Source organism: Hydrogenophaga sp., from assembly GCF_025699295.1.
Classification (GTDB): domain Bacteria; phylum Pseudomonadota; class Gammaproteobacteria; order Burkholderiales; family Burkholderiaceae_C; genus Hydrogenophaga.
Map to the genome: position 1 here is coordinate 21,983 of NZ_JAILWB010000006.1, position 18,890 is coordinate 40,872.

19 protein-coding genes are annotated in these 18,890 nt (G+C 69.0%); 10 read left to right on the top strand and 9 right to left on the bottom strand.

Annotated elements, in window-relative coordinates:
* The first annotated feature begins 5 nt into the window (after positions 1-5).
* Genes K5880_RS07440 through K5880_RS07450 form a run of 3 tightly spaced genes read left to right on the top strand, consistent with a single transcriptional unit; the run spans position 6 to position 3,533 of the window.
* Positions 6-842, top strand: a complete 837-nt coding sequence (locus K5880_RS07440) for a sulfite exporter TauE/SafE family protein (RefSeq protein WP_297650361.1) — start codon at positions 6-8, stop codon at positions 840-842.
* 16 nt (positions 843-858) lie between these two features.
* Positions 859-2,445 (top strand): gamma-glutamyltransferase family protein, encoded by a 1,587-nt coding sequence (locus K5880_RS07445; RefSeq protein WP_297650362.1) that lies wholly within the window; start codon positions 859-861, stop codon positions 2,443-2,445.
* The gene (locus K5880_RS07450; RefSeq protein WP_297650363.1) at positions 2,442-3,533 is read left to right on the top strand and encodes an acyltransferase family protein; all 1,092 of its coding nucleotides are present in this window, start codon (positions 2,442-2,444) and stop codon (positions 3,531-3,533) included. Before K5880_RS07445 ends, K5880_RS07450 begins: the two co-directional genes overlap by 4 nt.
* On the opposite strand, the gene K5880_RS07455 is transcribed toward K5880_RS07450, so the two are convergent.
* Positions 3,520-4,332: a crotonase/enoyl-CoA hydratase family protein gene (locus K5880_RS07455; protein ID WP_297650364.1), complete on the bottom strand. Its 813-nt coding sequence runs from the start codon at positions 4,330-4,332 to the stop codon at positions 3,520-3,522. The genes K5880_RS07450 and K5880_RS07455 overlap by 14 nt on opposite strands.
* Positions 4,333-4,394: 62 nt before the next feature.
* Between K5880_RS07455 and K5880_RS07460 the strand changes: the two genes are divergently transcribed.
* A complete protein-coding gene (locus K5880_RS07460; RefSeq protein WP_297650366.1) occupies positions 4,395-4,616 on the top strand; it encodes a cysteine-rich CWC family protein in 222 nt (73 codons plus the stop codon).
* Here K5880_RS07460 and K5880_RS07465 read toward each other — a convergent pair.
* Complete coding sequence (locus K5880_RS07465) at positions 4,613-5,704, bottom strand: AI-2E family transporter (RefSeq protein WP_297650368.1); 1,092 nt, start codon at positions 5,702-5,704, stop codon at positions 4,613-4,615. The two genes, K5880_RS07460 and K5880_RS07465, sit on opposite strands and share 4 nt — an antisense overlap.
* A 131-nt stretch (positions 5,705-5,835) precedes the next feature.
* Here K5880_RS07465 and K5880_RS07470 point away from each other — a divergent pair, with 131 nt between their 5' ends.
* The 5 genes from K5880_RS07470 (at position 5,836) to K5880_RS07490 (ending at position 10,894) form a co-directional block, all read left to right on the top strand.
* Entirely contained in the window at positions 5,836-7,344 is a 1,509-nt protein-coding gene (locus K5880_RS07470) for an MFS transporter (protein WP_297650370.1), read from the top strand.
* A 5-nt stretch (positions 7,345-7,349) separates the two neighbouring features.
* Positions 7,350-8,114: a class II glutamine amidotransferase gene (locus K5880_RS07475; RefSeq protein ID WP_297650372.1), complete on the top strand. Its 765-nt coding sequence runs from the start codon at positions 7,350-7,352 to the stop codon at positions 8,112-8,114.
* Positions 8,115-8,218: 104 nt separating this feature from the next.
* Entirely contained in the window at positions 8,219-9,244 is a 1,026-nt protein-coding gene (locus tag K5880_RS07480; RefSeq protein ID WP_297650374.1) for an ABC transporter substrate-binding protein, read from the top strand.
* A 1-nt stretch (position 9,245) separates the two neighbouring features.
* The gene (locus K5880_RS07485; protein WP_297650376.1) at positions 9,246-10,061 is read left to right on the top strand and encodes an ABC transporter ATP-binding protein; all 816 of its coding nucleotides are present in this window, start codon (positions 9,246-9,248) and stop codon (positions 10,059-10,061) included.
* Positions 10,062-10,066: 5 nt separating this feature from the next.
* A complete protein-coding gene (locus K5880_RS07490) occupies positions 10,067-10,894 on the top strand; it encodes an ABC transporter permease (protein ID WP_297650378.1) in 828 nt (275 codons plus the stop codon).
* Between the two features lie 194 nt (positions 10,895-11,088).
* Here K5880_RS07490 and K5880_RS07495 read toward each other — a convergent pair whose 3' ends face one another.
* On the bottom strand, positions 11,089-11,349 hold the full coding sequence (locus K5880_RS07495) for a hypothetical protein (protein ID WP_297650380.1): 261 nt from the start codon (positions 11,347-11,349) through the stop codon (positions 11,089-11,091).
* A gap of 102 nt (positions 11,350-11,451) precedes the next feature.
* Complete coding sequence (locus tag K5880_RS07500; RefSeq protein WP_297650382.1) at positions 11,452-12,549, bottom strand: enolase C-terminal domain-like protein; 1,098 nt, start codon at positions 12,547-12,549, stop codon at positions 11,452-11,454.
* 150 nt (positions 12,550-12,699) lie between these two features.
* Here K5880_RS07500 and K5880_RS07505 point away from each other — a divergent pair, with 150 nt between their 5' ends.
* Entirely contained in the window at positions 12,700-13,032 is a 333-nt protein-coding gene (locus tag K5880_RS07505; protein ID WP_297650718.1) for an SMR family transporter, read from the top strand.
* A 15-nt stretch (positions 13,033-13,047) separates the two neighbouring features.
* On the opposite strand, the gene K5880_RS07510 is transcribed toward K5880_RS07505, so the two are convergent.
* The 5 genes from K5880_RS07510 to gshA all read right to left on the bottom strand — a co-directional run bounded on the left by K5880_RS07510 (position 13,048) and on the right by gshA (position 18,889).
* A complete protein-coding gene (locus K5880_RS07510; protein WP_297650384.1) occupies positions 13,048-13,317 on the bottom strand; it encodes a VF530 family protein in 270 nt (89 codons plus the stop codon).
* A complete protein-coding gene (gene gshB, locus K5880_RS07515) occupies positions 13,314-14,258 on the bottom strand; it encodes a glutathione synthase (RefSeq protein ID WP_297650386.1) in 945 nt (314 codons plus the stop codon). Before gshB ends, K5880_RS07510 begins: the two co-directional genes overlap by 4 nt.
* Before the next feature lie 8 nt (positions 14,259-14,266).
* Positions 14,267-15,451: a benzoate/H(+) symporter BenE family transporter gene (locus tag K5880_RS07520; protein WP_297650388.1), complete on the bottom strand. Its 1,185-nt coding sequence runs from the start codon at positions 15,449-15,451 to the stop codon at positions 14,267-14,269.
* 144 nt (positions 15,452-15,595) lie between these two features.
* Positions 15,596-17,464 (bottom strand): potassium transporter Kup, encoded by a 1,869-nt coding sequence (locus K5880_RS07525; RefSeq protein WP_297650390.1) that lies wholly within the window; start codon positions 17,462-17,464, stop codon positions 15,596-15,598.
* 132 nt (positions 17,465-17,596) lie between these two features.
* Positions 17,597-18,889 (bottom strand): glutamate--cysteine ligase, encoded by a 1,293-nt coding sequence (gene gshA, locus K5880_RS07530; RefSeq protein ID WP_297650392.1) that lies wholly within the window; start codon positions 18,887-18,889, stop codon positions 17,597-17,599.
* Position 18,890 lies beyond the last annotated feature (1 nt).

Consider the following 18,890-nt stretch of genomic DNA (forward strand, 5'->3'; position numbering starts at 1 on the left):
ACCCCATGGAACTCTTCCACCAACACAGCGCCGCGTGGCTGCTGGGGCTGGCGCTGGCCCTGCTCGCCACCGGCCTGGTCGCGGGCGTGCTCGCCGGCCTGCTCGGCGTGGGCGGCGGCATCGTCATCGTGCCGGTGCTCTACCACCTGTTCACCCTGCTGGGCATCGACGAGAGCGTGCGCATGCACGTGACCGTGGGCACCTCGCTGGCCACCATCATCCCAACCTCCATCCTGTCCAGCCGCGCGCACCGCAAACGCGGCAGCCTGGACATGGCGCTCATCCGGCGCCTCATGCCGGCGGTGATCGTGGGCGTGGTGATCGGCTCGGTGGCCAGCCGTTACCTCAGCGGCGCGGCGCTCACCGCGGTGTTCGCCACGGTGGCGCTGGCGGTGGCGCTCAACATGGCCTTCAAGCGCGACGGCTTTGCGCTGCGCGACGGCCTGCCCGGCACCGTGGGCACGGCCTTCATCGGCAGCGGCATCGGCGGCGTCTCCACCCTCATGGGCATTGGTGGTGGTACGTTGTCGGTGCCGATCCTCAACGCGTTGCGCGTGCCCATGCACACCGCCGTGGGCACGGGCGCCATGCTGGGCATGGTGATCAGTTTCCCGGGCGCGCTCGCATTCCTGTTCAACGGCCTGGGCATGCCGCTGCGCCCGCCGTTCAGCCTGGGCTACGTGAACCTGCTGGGCATGGCCCTGATCGTGCCCGCGACAATGGCGACCACCGGCTGGGGTGCGACACTCGCGCACCGCATCGATGCGAAGCGACTGCGCCAGGTGTTCGCGGCCTTCCTGGCCCTCACCGCGCTGCGCATGTTCTACGGACTGTTCACCTGAAGACGAGACAAGCAAGATGATCCACACCCTCAAGGCCCTGGGCGGCATGCAGGTCGCGCCCCACCACCTGGCCGCGCAGGCCGGGCGCGACGTGCTGCGCGACGGCGGCAACGCGGTCGAGGCCATGGTGGCCGCGGCCGCCGCGATCGCGGTGGTCTACCCGCACATGAACGCCATCGGTGGCGACGGCTTCTGGCTGATCCACGAACCGGGCCAGCCGGTGGTGGCGATCGACGCCTGCGGCCCGGCCGCCGCCCTGGCCACGCGCGACTTTTATGCAGGCATGGACGCCATCCCTTCGCGCGGCCCCACCGCCGCCCTCACCGTGGCCGGCACCATCGGAGGCTGGGCCAAGGCGCTGGAGGTCGCAGCGCCCTGGGGCACGCCGCTGCCGCTGTCGCGCCTGCTGGCCGACGGCATCCGCCATGCGCGCGACGGCATCGCCGTCACCACCAGCCAGGCCGCGCTCACGCGCGACAAGCTGGCCGGCCTGAAAGACGCGCCCGGCTTCGCGCCCACCTACCTGGTCAACGGCCAGCCGCCCTTGCCCGGCCACGTGCTCAAGCAGCCGGCGCTGGGCCGCACCCTGGCCACGCTGGCCGAGCGCGGGCTGGACGACTTCTACCGCGGCGAACTCGCGCAACGCATCGGCGCCGAGCTGGAGCGCCTGGGCAGCCCGCTGCGCACCAGCGACCTGGCGGCCTATGCGGCGCAGCGCGTCGCGCCGCTGGCGGTGCGCCTGGCCGACAGCACCGTTTACAACCTGCCGCCGCCCACGCAGGGCCTGGCCGCGCTGATGATCATCGGCCTGTTCGAGCGCCTGGGCGTCACCGAGGGCGAGGGTTTTGCGCACCTGCATGGCCTGGTGGAAGCGACCAAGCGCGCCTTCCGCGTGCGCGAGCGCGTGGTGACCGACCCCTGCCGCCTGCCCGCCGATCCGCAGGGCTTTCTGGCGCCCGAGGCGCTGGACGCGCTGGCCCGCGACATTGACATGCAGCGCGCCCTGCCCTGGCCCGACCCGGCCGCGCCCGGCGACACGATCTGGATGGGCGCGATCGACGCACAGGGCCGCGCGGTCAGCTTCATCCAGAGCGTGTACTGGGAATTCGGCTCGGGCACGGTGCTGCAGGACACCGGCATCTGCTGGCAGAACCGCGGCACCAGCTTCTCGCTTGAGCCAAAGGCGCTCAACAGCCTGGAGCCGGGGCGCAAACCCTTCCACACGCTCAATCCCTCGCTGGCGGTGTTCGACGACGGCCGCGTCATGCCCTACGGCACCATGGGCGGCGAGGGCCAGCCGCAGACGCAGGCGGCGGTGTTCACGCGCTACGCACGCTTCGGCCAGCCGCTGCAGCAGGCGGTGAGCGCGCCGCGCTGGCTGCTGGGCCGCACCTGGGGCGACGTGAGCACCAGCCTCAAGCTGGAGAACCGCTTTGACCCGGCGCTGGTGGCCGCGTTGAAGGACGCGGGCCACGTGGTTGAGCTGCTGCCCGAGACCTTCAGCGACACCATGGGCCACGCCGGCGCGCTGGTGCGCCATGCCAGCGGCGTGATCGAAGGCGCGGCCGATCCGCGCAGCGATGGCTGCGTGGCGGCCGTGTGAACGCGCCTGCGAGCGCGGGCGAGCGCCTGCCCTTCATCGACCTGCTCAAGGCGGTCGGCTCGCAGCTGATCGTGCTGCACCACCTGGCTTTCTACGGACCCATGTCCGACTGGACACACCAGCTCGCACCGGGCCTCGTGGCCTGGTTCAGCCAGGACGCGCGCATGGCGGTTCAGGTGTTCCTGGTGGTCGCCGGGTTCCTGGCCGCGCGCAGCCTCGCGCCCGACGGTGTGCCGCGCGCTGGCTCGCCTGCCGTCCTGCTGCGGCAGCGTTATGTGCGCGTCGCACTGCCCTTCATCGCCGCGCTGCTCGTGGCCATGGTGTGCACCGAAGCCGCGCGGCTGTGGATGGCGCCGCACGACTCGTTGCCCGCGCCGCCCGGCCTGTGGCAGTTCATTGCCCACGCGCTGCTGCTGCACACGCTGCTGGACGTGGATTCGCTCTCGGCCGGCGTCTGGTACGTGGCAATCGACTTCCAGCTCTACGCCCTGCTGCTCGGCCTGCTCTGGCTGGCGCGGCGTGCGCCGCCGGGGCCATGGCTGCCGGCACTGGTCGGGCTGGTGGTGGCGGCCTCGCTGTTCCACTTCAACCGCGACGCGCACTGGGACAGCTGGGCGCTGTACTTCTTCGGCGCCTACGGCCTGGGCGTGCTGACCCACGGCGCCACGCGCAGCGACGCGGTCTGGTGCGGCGGTGGCCGCTGGATCATGGCCGCGCTGGTGGCCCTGGCGCTGCTCGCGCTGGTCCTTGATTTCCGCGAACGCATCGCGCTGGCGCTGGGCGTCGCCCTGCTGCTGGCCTGCGCGCAGCGCCAGGGCTGGCTCCACACCTGGCCACGCCACCGCGCGGTGGCCTACCTCGGCCGCATCTCCTACGCGGTGTTCCTGCTCAACTTCCCCGTCGCGCTGGTGGTCAACGCGCTGTTCACGCGCTACGGCAACGCCGATCCGGTCACGCAGACCGTGGGTGTGCTGCTGGCCTGGCTGGCGTGCAACCTGGCGGGTGCGCTGTTCCACCAAGCAGTGGAACAGCGCCTGAGCCGTGTGGGCCGCCGCCGCACGCGACCACCGGCGCTCAGCGCCCGGTGAACCGCGCCGCGCGCTTCTCCTGGAACGACAGCACGCCCTCGCGCGCGTCCGCGCTGTTGGCCAGTCGCCGTTGCGTGGCCTCGAATTCGTCGGCGGCGGCCATGGGCCCCTCTTCCACCGCCTTGCGCGCGTTGAGCCGCGTGGCCACCACCGCCAGCGGCGCCTGCTGCGCAATGGCTTCGGCGATGCGCAGGGCTTCGTCGAGTTCGCCGCCAGCGGGCACCACGCGCTGCACGAAATGCAGGCGCAGGGCCTCGGCGCTGTCGAAGACGTCGGCCGCCAGCAGGTGCAGCAGCGCGTTGCCCAGGCCGGCGCGTTCGGCCATGCGCAGTGTGGCGCCGCCCGTGGCCATGATGCCGCGCTGCACCTCCAGCTGCGAGAAGCGGCAGTCGTCGGCCGCAACCACGATGTCGGCCGCCAGCATCAGTTCAATGCCCAGCGTGTAGGTGATGCCCTTGACGGCCACCACCATGGGCTTGGTGCGCCGCCGGTAGCCGGGGCGGCCCAGGTCGGTCGGGTCCACCAGCCCTTGAGCGATGGCGCGCTCGCCGCGCTGCATCAGCGGCGCGAAGCTGGGCAGGTCGAGCCCGGCGGTGAAGTGGTCGCCCAGGGCATGCAGCACGCCCACGCGAAGCGCGGGGTCGTCGTCGAGCCGGGTGTAGGCCGCGGCCAGCGCCTGCAGCATGGCGGGCGTGAAGCCGTTGCGCTTGGTGGGCCGGTCGATGCCGATCAGCAGCAGGTGGCCGCGCACCTCGGTGCGGATGCGGCCTTCAGCGAGGGTGGGGGTTGCGTCAGTCATGCGTGCCATCGTAGGCTGGCGCGACCCTGTGCACCCATCACATCGGTGACTACACTGCCCCCATGAACGCCCCTGCCAACGCCCTGCCGGACGCCACCCGATGCCCCCTGTGCGGCGGCGACAACCGCTGCGCGATGGAGATTCAGCGCGCCACGGGCGAGGTGCAGCCGCCGTGCTGGTGCGTGGGCACCACCTTCGACCCGGATTTGTTCAAGCGCATTCCCGACGCGGCGCGCGGGCAGGCCTGCATCTGCGCGGCCTGCGTGGCTGCGGCCAGGTCCTAGGTATTCGGGTCGTCGTCCCTGGCGGGCGGCGCGGGCGCCACGCTCATGCTGTGCACCCACTCGCGCCAGATCGCCACCAGCAGCGCCATGAGCACCGGGCCGACGAACAGGCCGACGATGCCCATGGTGGTCACGCCGCCCACCAGACCGAAGAAGGTCGGCAGAAAGGGCAGCTTCACCGGCCCGCCCACCAGGCGCGGACGCAGGGTCTTGTCGACGATGAAGAGTTCGATGGAACCCCAGGCGAACAGGCCCAGGCCGGCCCAGAAGTGGCCCGAGCCCACGAGGTAGAGCGAGACCAGGGTGAACGACAGCGGCGCACCCCCGGGGATCAGCGCCATGAAACCGGTGGCCACGCCCAGCAGCACGGGCGAGGGCACGCCCGCGATCCAGTAGGCCACGCCCAGCACCACGCCCTCGCCCACGGCAATGAGGCCCAGGCCGGTGACGGTGGCGCTGACGGTGGCCGGCACCACGCGCGAGAAGCGCTGCCACTGCAGCGGCAGCAGGCGCTCGCCGACGGTGTCGAGCTGGCCCGCGATGCGAGCGCCATCCTTGTAGACGAAGAACAGCGTGATCAGCATGAACAGCAGCGTGAGCGCCAGGTGGGCCACATCGCCCGTGGCGCTGAGCACCCAGCGGTAGATGTTGCCGATGTGCTGCCCGCTGAGGATCTGCACCCAGTCGCCCAGCGCATGGGGTTCGCCCAGGTGCTCGCGCCAGTAGGTGGCCAGCGTCTCGCCCACCCAGGGCAGGGCAACGATCCAGGCCGGTGGCGGCGCGCCGTGGCGGTTGACTTCGAGCAGCCAGTCCACGAAGGCGCTCGCCTCCTTGAGCGCGTAGTGCAGCGCGATGGTCAGGGGCACGATCAGCACCACGATCACCACCACCAGCGCCAGGCTGGCCGCCAGCGTGGTGCTGCCTCCGCAGGCGCGCACGGTGCGGCGGAACAGTGGCCAGCTCGCGAAGCCGATGATGAGCGCGGCCAGCACCGGCACCAGGAACCCCCGGAAGAAATAGACGCCAGCCGCCACGATCAGCAGCAGCAGGCCGCGAACGATCAGTGAGGCGTGCGGGACAGGGGGCATGGGAACAGGCGGCGCAAAAGGACGGGACGGGGCGGACCCGGGCCAATATACCCGAGCCCCATGGCGCATCGACCCCGGCCGGCGCAGCGCAAACCCGCTAAGCTTGACCGCGCCACCCGCCGCGCCCGCCCATGCCACCAGCCCCCAGCGACTCCTCACTGCCTGCCCTGCGCGAACGCTACGGCGAGCGCTACCGCTGGCTGCTGCTGCTCTCGGTGATGGTGGGCACCATGGCGGCCATCATGTCCTCGACCGTCATCAACGTGGCGATTCCGGACATGAGCCACCACTTCACACTGGGCCAGGAGCGTGCGCAGTGGGTCACCTCGGGTTTCATGGCGGCCATGACGGTGTCCATGCTGACCACGCCCTGGCTGCTGGCGCGTTATGGCTACCGGCGCACCTACGAAGGCTGCATGTGGCTGCTGCTGGCCGGTGGTGTGGCCGGCGGCTTCGCCAACGACTTCCCGCTGGTGCTGGCCGCGCGCGTGGCCGAGGGCCTGGCCGCCGGCGTGGTGCAACCCATTCCGGCCATCATCATCCTGCGCGCCTTCCTGCCGCACGAACAGGGGCGCGCCAGCGGCATCTTCGGCATGGGCGTGGTGCTCGCGCCGGCACTGGGGCCCAGCATTGGCGGCCTGCTGGTCGACGGCTTCGGCTGGCGCTCGATCTTCTTCATGGTGGTGCCGTTCTGCGTCGCCTCGCTCTGGCTGGCGCGCCGCTTCGTGCCCACCACCTCACCGGGCGGCGAGGCCGCCAACCCGCAGGGCGCGGGCCTGGACTGGCGTGGCCTGCTGCTGGCGGCCGCGGGCACGCTGTGCCTGCTCAACGGCCTGGTCGAGTTGCACGGCGGTACCGCACTTGCCGCGGCGACCCTGCTGGGCGGCGCGGCCCTCATCCTGGTGCTGTTCGTCGTGCTGCAGCGGCGCACGCTCAGCGCGCGCCGGGCGCACCCGGCCCAGGGCGTGGACCCGCTGATGAACCTCATGCTGTTCAAGGACCGGCGCTTCGGCATGGGCAGCATCGTCGCCTTCATCTACGGCATTGCGCTGTTCGGCTCCACCTACCTGCTGCCGGTCTACATGCAGAGCGGCCTGGGCCTGTCGGCCTCCCACGTGGGCACCATCCTGCTGCCCTCGGGCCTGGTGCTGGCGGTGGTGATCGCCGGCGTGGGCCGCCTGGCCGACCACCAGCCCACACACCGGCTGGTGAGCATCGGCCTGGTGTTGCTGAGCGCATCGTTCGCGCTGATGGTCACCATCGACCCGGGTCGCCCGGCGCAGGTCATCCCGCTGCTGGTGATCTGGGCGATCCTGGGCCGCGTCGGCCTGGGCTTCATCCTGCCCTCGCTCAACATCGGCGCCATGCGCGGCCTGGAGCGTACCCACATTCCGCAGGGCGCCAGCGTCATCAACTTCCTGCGCATGCTCGGCGGCGCGGCCGGCGTGAGCCTGTGCGGCATCGTGCTCGAATGGCGCCTGGCCGCGCACGGCGCCAGCCTCACCGCCGCCAGCGCCAACGTGCCCGCGCGCGTGGCGGCGTTCGAGGAAACCTTCCTCATGCTCGCGGCCATCTGTGCGCTGGCGCTGACCGCTGCGCTGAAACTGCGGGATGCGCCGCCGGCATCGGGTTCAAAATAGCCGCCATGTGCCAACTGCTCGGCCTCAACTGCGCCACGCCCACCGACGCGTCGTTCAGCTTCACCGGCTTCTGCCAGCGCGGCGGCCGCACCGACCACCATGCCGACGGCTGGGGCATTGCCTTCTTCGAGGGCAAGGGGCTGCGCCTGTTCGTCGACCACCAGAGCGCGGCCGATTCGCCGATGGCCGAGTTCCTGCAGGGCTACCCGCTCAAGAGCCGCAACATCATTGCCCATGTGCGCAAGGCCACCATTGGCGAGGTCGCGCTGGAGAACGCCCATCCCTTCGTGCGCCAGCTCTGGGGCCGGCAGTGGGTGTTCGCGCACAACGGCGACCTGAAGGACTACGACCCGCCACTGCACAGCCTGTTCCGCCCCGTGGGCACCACCGACAGCGAGCGCGCCTTCTGCTGGCTGATGCAGGAACTCGCGAAGTCGCACGCCAGCCTGCCCGACGTGGACGAGCTCACCCTCACGCTGCGCGAGCTGGTGCCGCAGGTGCGCCGTTTCGGCAGCTTCAACTTCCTGCTCTCGAATGGCGAGGCGCTGTGGGCGCACTGCAGCACCAAGCTGCACTGGCTGGTGCGCCAGCACCCGTTTGCCCAGGCCACGCTGATGGACCAGGACTGGACGGTGAACTTCGCCGAACTCAACCACCCGGGCGACCGCGCCGCCGTGGTGGTGACCACACCGCTGACCAGCAACGAGCTGTGGACCGCCTTCGAGCCCGACGAGCTCAAGGTGTTCGTGGACGGCCTGCCCCTGCCGTGACGGGAAACCCCCTGGGCGTTCCCTTGGTACCCCGGGGGGTTACTATCATCGGGCTTCCCCCGGGGCCGACGCCCCCATCGAAAACCAACGAAGGAGACTTTGACATGCAGAGACGACACCTCATCGCTGGCGGCCTGGCCGCTGCCACGCTGCCTGGCTTCGCGTTCGCGCAGAACCTGGAGAAGCCCAAGGCCACCATCGCCGTGGGCGGCAAGAACCTGCTGTACTACCTGCCGCTGACCATTGCCGAGCAGCTGGGTTACTTCAAGGACGAGGGCCTGGACCTCACCATCGTCGACTTCGCGGGCGGCTCGCGCGCGCTGGCCGCCGTGGTCGGGGGCAGCGCCGACGTGGTCTCGGGCGCGTTCGAGCACACCATCAACATGCAGTTCAAGGGCCAGCCCATGCGCGCCTTCGCGCTGCAGGGCCTGGCGCCGCAGATCGTGCTGGGCGTCAACCCCAAGACCATGGCGAACTTCAAGACCGTGGCCGACCTCAAGGGCAAGAAGATCGGCGTGACCGCCCCCGGCAGTTCGACCAACGTGATGGTGAACTTCGTGCTGGCCAAGGCCGGCCTCAAGCCGAGTGATGTGAGCATCGTCGGCGTGGGCGCGGGCAACGGCGCCGTGGCCGCGATGCGTTCGGGCCAGATCGACGCCATCAGCAACCTGGACCCCGTCATCACCCTGCTGGCGCGCTCGGGCGACCTGAAGATCGTCACCGACACGCGCATCGTCTCCGAGGCCGAGAAGGTGTTCGGCGGCCCGATGCCGGCCGGCTGCCTGTACGCGCCCCAGCCCTTTCTGGACAAGAACCCCAACACCGCGCAGGCCATGGCCAACGCCATCGTGCGCGCGAACAAGTGGATCCAGGCGGCCGGGCCGAGCGACATCATCAGCGCCGTGCCAGAGAGTTACCTGCTGGGCGACCGCGCGGTCTACATCGACGCTTTCATGGCCGCCAAGGGCGCACTCTCGCGGGACGGCATGTTCCCGGCCAAGGGCGCGGACACCGCCTTGCGCGCGCTGGCCAGCGTGGACGACAAGATCGCCGCGGCCAAGCTCGACCTGAACGCGGTCTACACCAACGCCTACGTCCAGAAGGCCAACGCAAAATACCCGAAAGGTTGACGTGACGAGTCCTGCGATCGACCTGCAGGGCGTGTCCTGCACCTTCATCAGCAAGGACGACCCCGGCCAGCGCTACACCGCCGTGCGCGATGTGACGCTGACCGTGGGCGCGGGCGAGTTCGTCAGCGTGGTGGGGCCCACCGGCTGCGGCAAGAGCACGCTGCTCAACGTCGCGGCCGGCCTGCTCGCGCCCAGCACCGGAACAGTCAAGGTGTTCGGCGAGGCACTGCAAGGCATCAACACGCGCGCGGGCTACATGTTCCAGACCGAAAGCCTGATGCCCTGGCGCACCGCGCTGGGCAACGTGATGGCAGGCCTGTCGTTCCGTGGCGCGCCCGAAGGCGAGGCGCGCGCGCAGGCCGAGGACTGGCTGCGCCGCGTGGGCCTGGGCGGTTTTGGCGACCGCTACCCGCACCAGATGAGCGGCGGCATGCGCAAGCGCGCCAGCCTGGCGCAGACCCTGGTCCTCGACCCCGACATCATCCTGATGGACGAGCCCTTCTCAGCGCTCGACATCCAGACCCGCCAGCTGATGGAGAACGAGGTGCTCGACCTCTGGGCGGCGAAGAAGAAGGCGGTGCTGTTCATCACGCACGACCTGGACGAAGCCATTGCCATGAGCGACCGCGTGGTGGTGCTCAGCGCGGGGCCGGCCAGCCACCCGATCGGCGAGTTCGCCATCGACATCCCGCGCCCGCGCGACGTGGCCGAGATCAAGACCACGGCCCGCTTCGTCGAGCTGCACGCCGCCATCTGGGCGGTGATGCGCGAGGAAGTGCTCAAGGGCTATGAACAGCAGTTGAAGAAAGTCGCGTGACGGCCATGTGGAACCTCATCAAACCGCAGCCGAAGACGCTGCGCCTGTGGCAACTGGGCCTGCTGGTCGCGCTCATCGTGTTCTGGTACGCCATGACCACGCCGGGGCTGATACCGCCCTTCATGTTTGACAACGACCGCCAGGCCGCCTTCTTCTTCGGCGAGCCGGTGCGCGTGGCCGAACGCATCTGGACCTGGTTCGTCACCGACGCCGACATCTACAGGCACCTGGGCGTGACGCTGACCGAGACCGTGCTGGCCTTTGCCATCGGCGCCATCGGAGGCCTGGGCGGTGGGCTGTGGCTCGCGCTCTCGCCCATGGCCTCGGCCATCCTGGAGCCCTACATCAAGGCCATGAACTCGATGCCGCGCATCATCCTGGCGCCGATCTTCGCTGTCTGGTTCGGGCTGGGCATCGCGAGCAAGGTGGCGCTGGGCGTGACGCTGGTGTTCTTCATCGTGTTCTTCAACGTCTACCAGGGCGTGAAGGAAGTCAGCCCGGTCGTCCTGGCCAACGCCCGCATGCTGGGCGCGAGCCAGCGTCAGTTGTTGCGCCACGTCTACCTGCCCAGCGCGACCAGCTGGGTGTTCAGCTCGCTGCACACCTCCGTCGGCCTGGCTTTCGTCGGCGCGGTGGTGGGCGAGTACCTGGGCTCCAGCCAGGGCGTGGGCTACCTCATCCTGCAGGCCGAGGGCAGCTTCGACATCAACACCGTGATGGCCGGCATCGTGGTGCTGACCGCGTTCGCGCTGGCGCTGGACGCGGCGGTCGGCCGCATCGAGAAGCGGCTGATGAAGTGGCAACCCAAGGTGGGCGAGACGGAGAAACTCTGAAACGCTCCGGCGTCAACCCAGGCCGAAGAAGCTCAGGACGAAGCCCACCACGACGATCAGGCCGACGACATAGATGATGGTGTTCATGACGGTGCTCCTTGTGTGCGCATGCACCCATCGTAGGGTCGCCCGGGCCGGCCGGCGTGTAGGCCATCGCGCCGAAGCGCTGTAGGACGCCGGCGACCTTGCCGCGCTCAGGTGGGGGGCAAGGTCCTGCCTCGCCAGTGGCGAACGGTGAACGGAAACACCGGGTTGTGGTCCTTGACCGAGAGGGCGGCGTCGGGCGTGGAGCCCAGGTCGCCCCACGCGCGTGCGCCACCCCAGTAGCGAAAGCCGTGCTGGAGCACGCTGTGACTCACGCCAGGAATGCCCAGGCCGGTCGTTTCATAAACGCCCTCGCGGGCCGGGGTGCCATTGGCATCAACAGTGAACCAGGGCGTGAAATCGGTGGACATGGCATCGCCTCGCTAAACGAAGACATCAAGAATAGAGCGGACCCCATGAGACCACTGTGCGCTGGCGAACACAAGCCGCCGCACGGACACCCCGCCGGGCGGTCAGGGCGCGAGACAGCGGCTGACGGCGGCTTCGTCCCAGTCGATGCCGGTGCCGGGCTCGTCCGCAACGGCGGCCATGCCGTCGCGCGCCACCATGGGCCGGGCCAGGACCGGCGAGGCCCAGTCGACAAACTCGAGCCAGTGCCGCGTGGGCGTGGCAGCCATCAGGTGCACGCTGACCTCCGGGAACAGGTGGGTGGAGATCGGCATGCCCGCGGATTCCGCGAGCGCCGCGGCCTGCAGCCAGCCGCTGACGCCGCCGATCTTCATCGCATCGGGCATGCCGAAGTCCGACGCGCCGGCACCGAGGCTGGCGGCCATCTCGCCCGGGCCCCACCAGTTCTCGCCGATCTGTATCGGACACCGGGACGCGGCCCGAACCCGGGCATGCCCCGCGTAGTCGTGCGCCAGGCAGGGCTCCTCGATCCAGTACAGGCCCTCGTCGGCCAGCGCCCGCACGCGACGCTCGGCCTCGGGCACGGGCAACGCCTGGTTGTAGTCCGACATGAGATGCACCCCGTCGCCGATGGCGGCCCTGACGGCCCTGACGACCGCGAGGTCCGTGGCCAGGTCCGGGTAGCCCAGGCGCACCTTGATCGCCTTGAAGCCCGCGGCGACCAGCGACTCGGCCTCGGCGGGGGCGGCCTGCGCACCGATCAGCCCGAGGCCGCAGCTGTTGTAGGCCTGAACCGCCACGGGAGCGGCGCCCAGGAGGCGCGCCAGCGGCAGCCCCGCGCACCGTGCCAGCGCGTCCCACGCCGCCATGTCGATGCCGGCCAGCGCCATGCCCACCACGCCCGTCGTGCCCAGCAGCCGGAACCGGGCGTGCAGCAGGCGGTTGATGTCCAGCGGCGCCAGGACCAGGCCGCGAAGCACGGCATCGAGGTTGCCCAGAAGCTCGCACACGGGCTTGAGGACGAGCGGGGTGTAGCAGAACAGGTAGGTGCGCCCGGTCACTCCTTCTTCGGTGTGAAGGTCGATCAGCGCCAGGGGTGCCGTGCGGATGGTGCCGCTGCTGGTTTGCAGCGGCAAGCGCATCGGCACCTGCACCGCGCGCACGTGCAGACCGCGGATGGTGAGCCGGGGAGAAGCGCTCATGTTGAACCCCCAAGGGCAGACAGGACGAAGTGGGTTGCGATGATGCGCTCACCCGATGGCGTGGACAAGCCCCACCTTGCGAACGACCGTGCCCACCTGTGGCAGAGTCCCTGTTGCCCGACAAACCTCATGCGCAAGGGAGACCACCGATTGAATGCCTGGATGATGCTCGGACTGGCCATCGTGGCCGAAGTGATCGGCACCACCGCCCTGAAGGCGAGCGAAAACTTCACGCGCCTCATGCCTTCACTGATCGTGGTGGTGGGCTATGGCGTGGCGTTCTACTGCCTCTCGCTGGTGCTCAAAAGCATCCCGGTGGGCGTGGCCTACGCCATCTGGTCGGGCCTGGGCATCGTGCTCATCACACTGGTGGCCTACCTGGTCTATGGCCAGCACATCGACCTGGCCGGCCTGATCGGCATGGGCCTGATCATCGCCGGGGTGGTAGTGCTCAACGTGTTCTCGAAGAGCAGCGTGCACTGACTCGCGGGCAGCCGCTCAACCTCGTCCCGCGCGGCGTTCCTCGCGCAGCATGAAGAGATACAGCCCCTCGACCTTCTCACGCGCCCACGGTGTCTTGCGCAGGAAGCGCAGGCTGGAGCCAATGCTCGGGTCGAGGTTGAAGCAGCGCACGGGAATGCGCTTGCCCAGGCCGTCCCAGCCGTAGTGCTCCACCAGCGCGGTGAGGATGGCCTCCAGCGTGAGGCCGTGCAGCGGATTCCTGGGCTGTGCCGGCGGGCCCGGCGCTGCGGCCTCGTCCGCGCTCATGGCATGGCCGCTTCCAGGGCGTCGACGAACATCGCCGCCACGTCGAAGCCGGCCTGCTGCTGGATCTCCTGGAAGCAGGTCGGGCTGGTGACGTTGATCTCGGTCACCTTGTCGCCGATCATGTCCAGCCCCACCAGCAGCAGGCCGCGCGCGGCCAGCGTGGGCGCGATGGCTTCAGCCACCTGGCGGTCCGCGTCGCTCAGCGGCTGGGCCACGCCCTTGCCGCCGGCGGCCAGGTTGCCGCGCACCTCGCTGCCCTGCGGGATGCGCGCCAGCACGAAGGGCGCGACCTTGCCACCGATGAGCAGCAGGCGCTTGTCACCCTGCACGATCTCGGGCAGGTAGCGCTGCACCATCACGCTGGTGGCACCGCCCTGGTTGAGCGTTTCGGTGATGGAACCCAGGTTCATGCCATCGGGACCGACACGGAAGATGCCCTTGCCGCCCATGCCGTCGAGCGGCTTGAGGATGATGTCCTTGTGTTCGGCGTGGAAGGCGCGCACTGCCTCCGCCTGGCGCGTGACCAGCGTGGGCGGCGCGAACTTCGCGAACTCCATCAACGCAAGTTTTTCCGGGTGGTCGCGCAGCGCGCGCGGGCTGTTGAACACACGCGCGCCCTCGCGCTCGGCCTGCTCCAGCAGATGCGTAGCGTAGAAGAACTCGCTGTCGAAAGGCGGGTCCTTGCGCATGAGCACCGCATCGAAGCCATGCAGCGGTTCGCGGCCTTCGCGCGTGACGGTGAACCAGGTCTCCGCGTCGCCGGTGAGCGTGACGTGGCGCAGTTGCGCCGTCACGGGCTGGCCGCTCTGCCACTGCAGGTGCTGCGGCTCGCAGGCCGCCAGCGTGTGACCGCGCCGCTGCAGCTCGCGCATCATGGCGAAGGTGGTGTCCTTGTAGATCTTGAAGACTTCGAGCGGGTCGGCGACGACGAGGATGTTCATCTGGCGATTCATTTCTTGGGGCTGAGGGCGTACTGTTGCACAAAGAGCGCGGCGGCGCCGGCGACCACGCCCCAGAAGGCCGAGCCGATGCCGCCAATGACCACGCCGCTGAGCGTGACGAGAAAGGTGATGAGCGCGGCCTCGCGGTGCGTCTCGTCGCGCAGCGCGGCGTGCAGGCCGCCACCGATGCTGCCGAGCAGCGCGATGCCGGCGATCGCCAGCACGAGTTCCTTCGGAAAGGCGATGAGCAGGCCGGTGATGGCCGCGCCGAACAGGCCGATCAGCACGTAGATGCCGCCACACACCACGGCTGCGGTGTAGCGCTTGCGCGGGTCGGCGTGTGCCTCGGGGCCCATGCAGATGGCGGCGGTGATGGCGCTGAGGTTGAGTGCGAACGCGCCGAAAGGCGCGAGAAGCAGCGTGGCCACGCCGCTGAGCGTGATGATCCGGGAAATCGGCATGTCGGTGTAGCCCGCCGCACGGATTGCCGCCACACCGGGCAGGTTCTGCGAGGCCATGGTGACCACGAACAGTGGCAGCGCCAGGCTGGTGAACGCGGCGATGCTGAAGGCCGGGGCGGTGAACACCGGCATGGCGAGTTCGAACGTCACCGCGGCACCGTTGAACTGGCCGCGCACGACCACGTAGATGATCGCCACCAGCAGCGTGAACGGCACCGCGTAGCGCGGCAGCAGGCGCCGGCCCAGCAGGTAGGCGAGCAGCATCAGCAGCACCAGCGGCAGTGCCGTCTGCGCGGCGGCAAAGGCCTGCAGCCCGAAGCGCGCGAGCACGCCGGCCAGCAGCGCGGCGGCGATCGCCATCGGTATGCGGTTCATCACCCGCTCGAACCAGCCGGTGGCGCCCGCCAGCACGATGAGCGCCGCACTGATCAGGAAGGCGCCCACGGCATCGGCCATGGTGAAGCCGCCCGCCAGACCGGCCGTGGCCAGCACCGCGGCACCCGGCGTGCTCCAGGCAATCATGACCGGCTGGCGCAGCACCAGCGAGGGAATGGCCGAACACAGGCCCATGCCCAGGCCGAGCGCCCACATCCACGACGTGATCTGCGCCGGCGTGGCGCCAAAGGCCTGCGCGGCCTGGAAGACGATGGCCACCGAGCTGGTGAAGCCCACCAGCACGGCGACGAAGCCGGCCGTGGCGGCCGAGAGGTTCACATCACGGAAAAAAGACATCGCGCGATTGTGAAGGCACTGGAATCTCCCCTCACTGCCTACGGAGGCGCAGCGTGGGGGCACAACGATTCCGCGCCGGGCCGCCCCAAGCGGAATCAGCCCCCTCGGGGGGCAGCGACCCGCGCAGCGGCGGAGCGTGGGGGCCTAAATTTCGACCTTCGAGCCCAGCTCGATCACCGCGTTGCTCGGCAGGTTGAGGAACTCCGCGGCCGCGCTGGCGTTGTGGTGCATCTGGGCGAACAGCTTCTCGCGCCAGGGCGCCATGCCGCTGCTGATGGTGGGAACGACGACGTCGCGCGAGAGGAAATAGCTGGTCGTCATCGGGCTCACGTCGCAGCCGCGCCCGCGCAGGGGGCCCAGCGCCTCGGGCAGGTCCAGGTCGTTCTTGAAGCCGTAGTTCACCACCACCTGCCAGCAGTCGTGCCCCAGCGGCTCGATCTGCAGCCGCCGGTCCAGCCCGACCCACGGCACCTCGTGGGCACGCACGGTGACGAACAGGTTCTGCGCGTGCAGCACCTTGTTGTGCTTGAGGTTGTGCAGCATGGCGTTGGGCACGGTGCCGGTGTCGGCCGTAAGGAACACCGCCGTGCCATCGACCCGACCCGGTGGCGCGACGAACAGCGCGTCCAGGAAGCTGCCGAGCTCGATCGATTCGGTGTGCTGCTTCTCGGCCATCAGTTCCCGCCCCCGCTTCCAGGTCATCATGAGTGTGAACACCGCGCCGCCGATGACCAGCGGGAACCAGCCACCGGCAAACAGCTTGAGCAGGTTGGAGCTGAAGAAGGCGAGGTCGACCAGGAAAAAGAAGCCGGTGGCGGCGACGCACACCCACAGCGGGTACTTCCAGCTGTAGCGGATCACGAAGAAGGTGAGCACGGTGGTGATGAGCATGTCCAGCGTGACCGCGATGCCGTAGGCCGCGGCCAGGTTGCTGGAGGACTTGAACATCACCACCGCGAGCACGATGGCGGTGAACAGGCTCCAGTTCACGAACGGCATGTAGACCTGACCGGCATGCCGCACGCTGGTGTGCTGGATCTTCAGGCGCGGCAGGTAGCCGAGCTGGATGGCCTGCTTGGTCACGCTGAAGGCGCCGGTGATGAGCGCCTGCGAGGCGATCACCGTGGCCATCGTGGCCAGCGCCACCAGCGGCAGCAGCATCCATTCGGGTGCCATGTTGAAGAACGGGTTCTTCACCGCCTCGGGCCGCGCCAGCAGCAGCGCGCCCTGGCCGAAGTAGTTCAGCGTGAGGCACGGCATCACGACCGCGAACCAGGCCAGGCGGATCGGCCGCTTGCCGAAGTGGCCCAGGTCGGCGTAGAGCGCCTCGGCGCCGGTGACGCACAGCACCACCGCCCCCAGGATGATGAAGGTGGTACCCGGAAACTGCCACATGAAGCGCAGCGCGTGCAGGGGGCTGAGCGCGCCCAGGATCTCCGGGTGGTCCACGATCTGCGCCACACCCAGCGCAGCGATCGCCAGGAACCAGGTGAGCGTGATCGGGCCGAAGAAGCGGCCGATGCCGCTGGTGCCGCGCTTTTGCACCGCGAACAGCGCGAACAGCACCAGCAGCGTGATCGGCACCACGTAGTGCCGGAAGTGCGGCGAGATCACCTCCAGGCCTTCGACCGCCGAGAGCACGGAAATGGCCGGCGTGATCACACCGTCGCCATAGAACAGCGCGGTGCCGAAGATGCCGATGGCCAGCAGCGTGCGGCGCAGCGCCGGCTGGTCCTTCACGGCCGTGGAGGCCAGCGCGAGCATGGCGATCAGGCCGCCTTCGCCGTTGTTGTCGGCGCGCAGCACCAGCACCACGTACTTGAGCGAGACGATGACGGTCAGCGTCCAGAACAGGATGGACAGGATGCCGTAGACGTTCGCGTGGGTGAAGGGAACGTGGCCGGATCCGAAGACCTCCTTGACGGCGTACAGCACACTGGTGCCGATGTCGCCGTAGACCACGCCAATGGCGCCCAGGGTGAGCGCCGCCAGTGGCGATTTGGTAGCTGACACAAAACGACCCGGGTCCGTGGACCCGGGTTTGCGTTGTCGGGGGACTGCAATTCTGCTCCCGGCTGCGGCGCCCTGTCAGCGAACCCGCTCTCTAAACCCCTGCCTTTGCCAGGAATGTTGCAGCGCAGCAACTCATTCGTAGACTTCGGCGTTCGGGTCCGTGGCCTCGAGTTCGTAGCTTGCCGCGAGCATGGCCAGACGGCCGATCACGCCATACATGTAGAAGCGGTTGGGCACACTGGCGCCGGGCTTCACGCCAGGCTGCGGCAGCTGCGCGCTCTGCTCGAAGGCCAGCGGCACGTAGCTGGAGCCGGGCGCGTTGAGGTTCTCGTCCACGCCCCGCGTGGCGTGCACACGGTAAAAGCCGCCCACCACGTAGCGGTCCATCATGTAGACCACCGGTTCGGCCACCGCGCTGTTGATGCGCTCGTTGGTCAGCACGCCTTCCTGGATGATGACCTCGTGCACCGCCTGCCCGGCCTGCGACACGGCCATGCGCTCTTTCGTGGCGGGCGAGAGCTTGTCGATGTCCTTCGCGTCGCGCACGGTCAGGATGCCCATGCCGCCGGTGCCGTTGTCGGCCTTGACCACCACGAACGGCTTTTCGTTGATGCCGTATTCCTTGTACTTGCGCCGGATCTTGCCCAGCAGGGCATCGGCATTGCTGCGCACGCACTCCAGCCCCGCGTCGTCGTCAAAGCTGACCTGGCCGCACTGGCTGAACATCGGGTTGATGAGCCAGTGGTCCATGCCCAGCAGCTTGCCGAAGCGCTTGGACACTTCCTCATAGGCCTTGAAGTGGTGGCTCTTGCGCCGCGTGCCCCAGCCGCCGTGCAGCGGCGGCAGCAGGTACTGCTCGTGCAGGTCTTCCAGGATGCCGGGCACACCCGCGCTCAGGTCGTTGTTGAGCAGGATGGTGCAGGGGTCGAAGTTCTTCAGGCCCAGGCGGCGTTTGCTGCGGATCAGCGGCTCCAGCACCACCTTGTCGCCACCCGGCAGCTCGATGGTTTTGGGCGCCTTGATGTCGTTGGAGAGCGAGCCCAGGCGCACGTTGAGCCCGGCCATGTAGAAGATGCGCTGCAGCTGCGCGAGGTTGCTCAGGTAGAAGGTGTCGGTCGTGCTCTCGGGCACCAGCAGCAGGTTCTTCGCCTCGGGGCAGATCTTTTCGATGGCGGCCATCGCCGCCTGCACCGCCAGCGGCAGCATCTCGGGCGTGAGGTGGTTCCAGCCGCCGGGGTAGAGGTTGGTGTCCACCGGCGCGAGCTTGAAGCCGGCGTTGCGCACGTCCACCGAGGTGTAGAACGGTGGCGTGTGCTCCATCCACTCCAGCCGGAACCAGCGTTCGATCACCGGGGTGGACTCGAGGATGCGCTGCTCGAGCTCGTTGATGGGGCCGGTCAGGGCGGTGACGAGGTGCGGAACCATA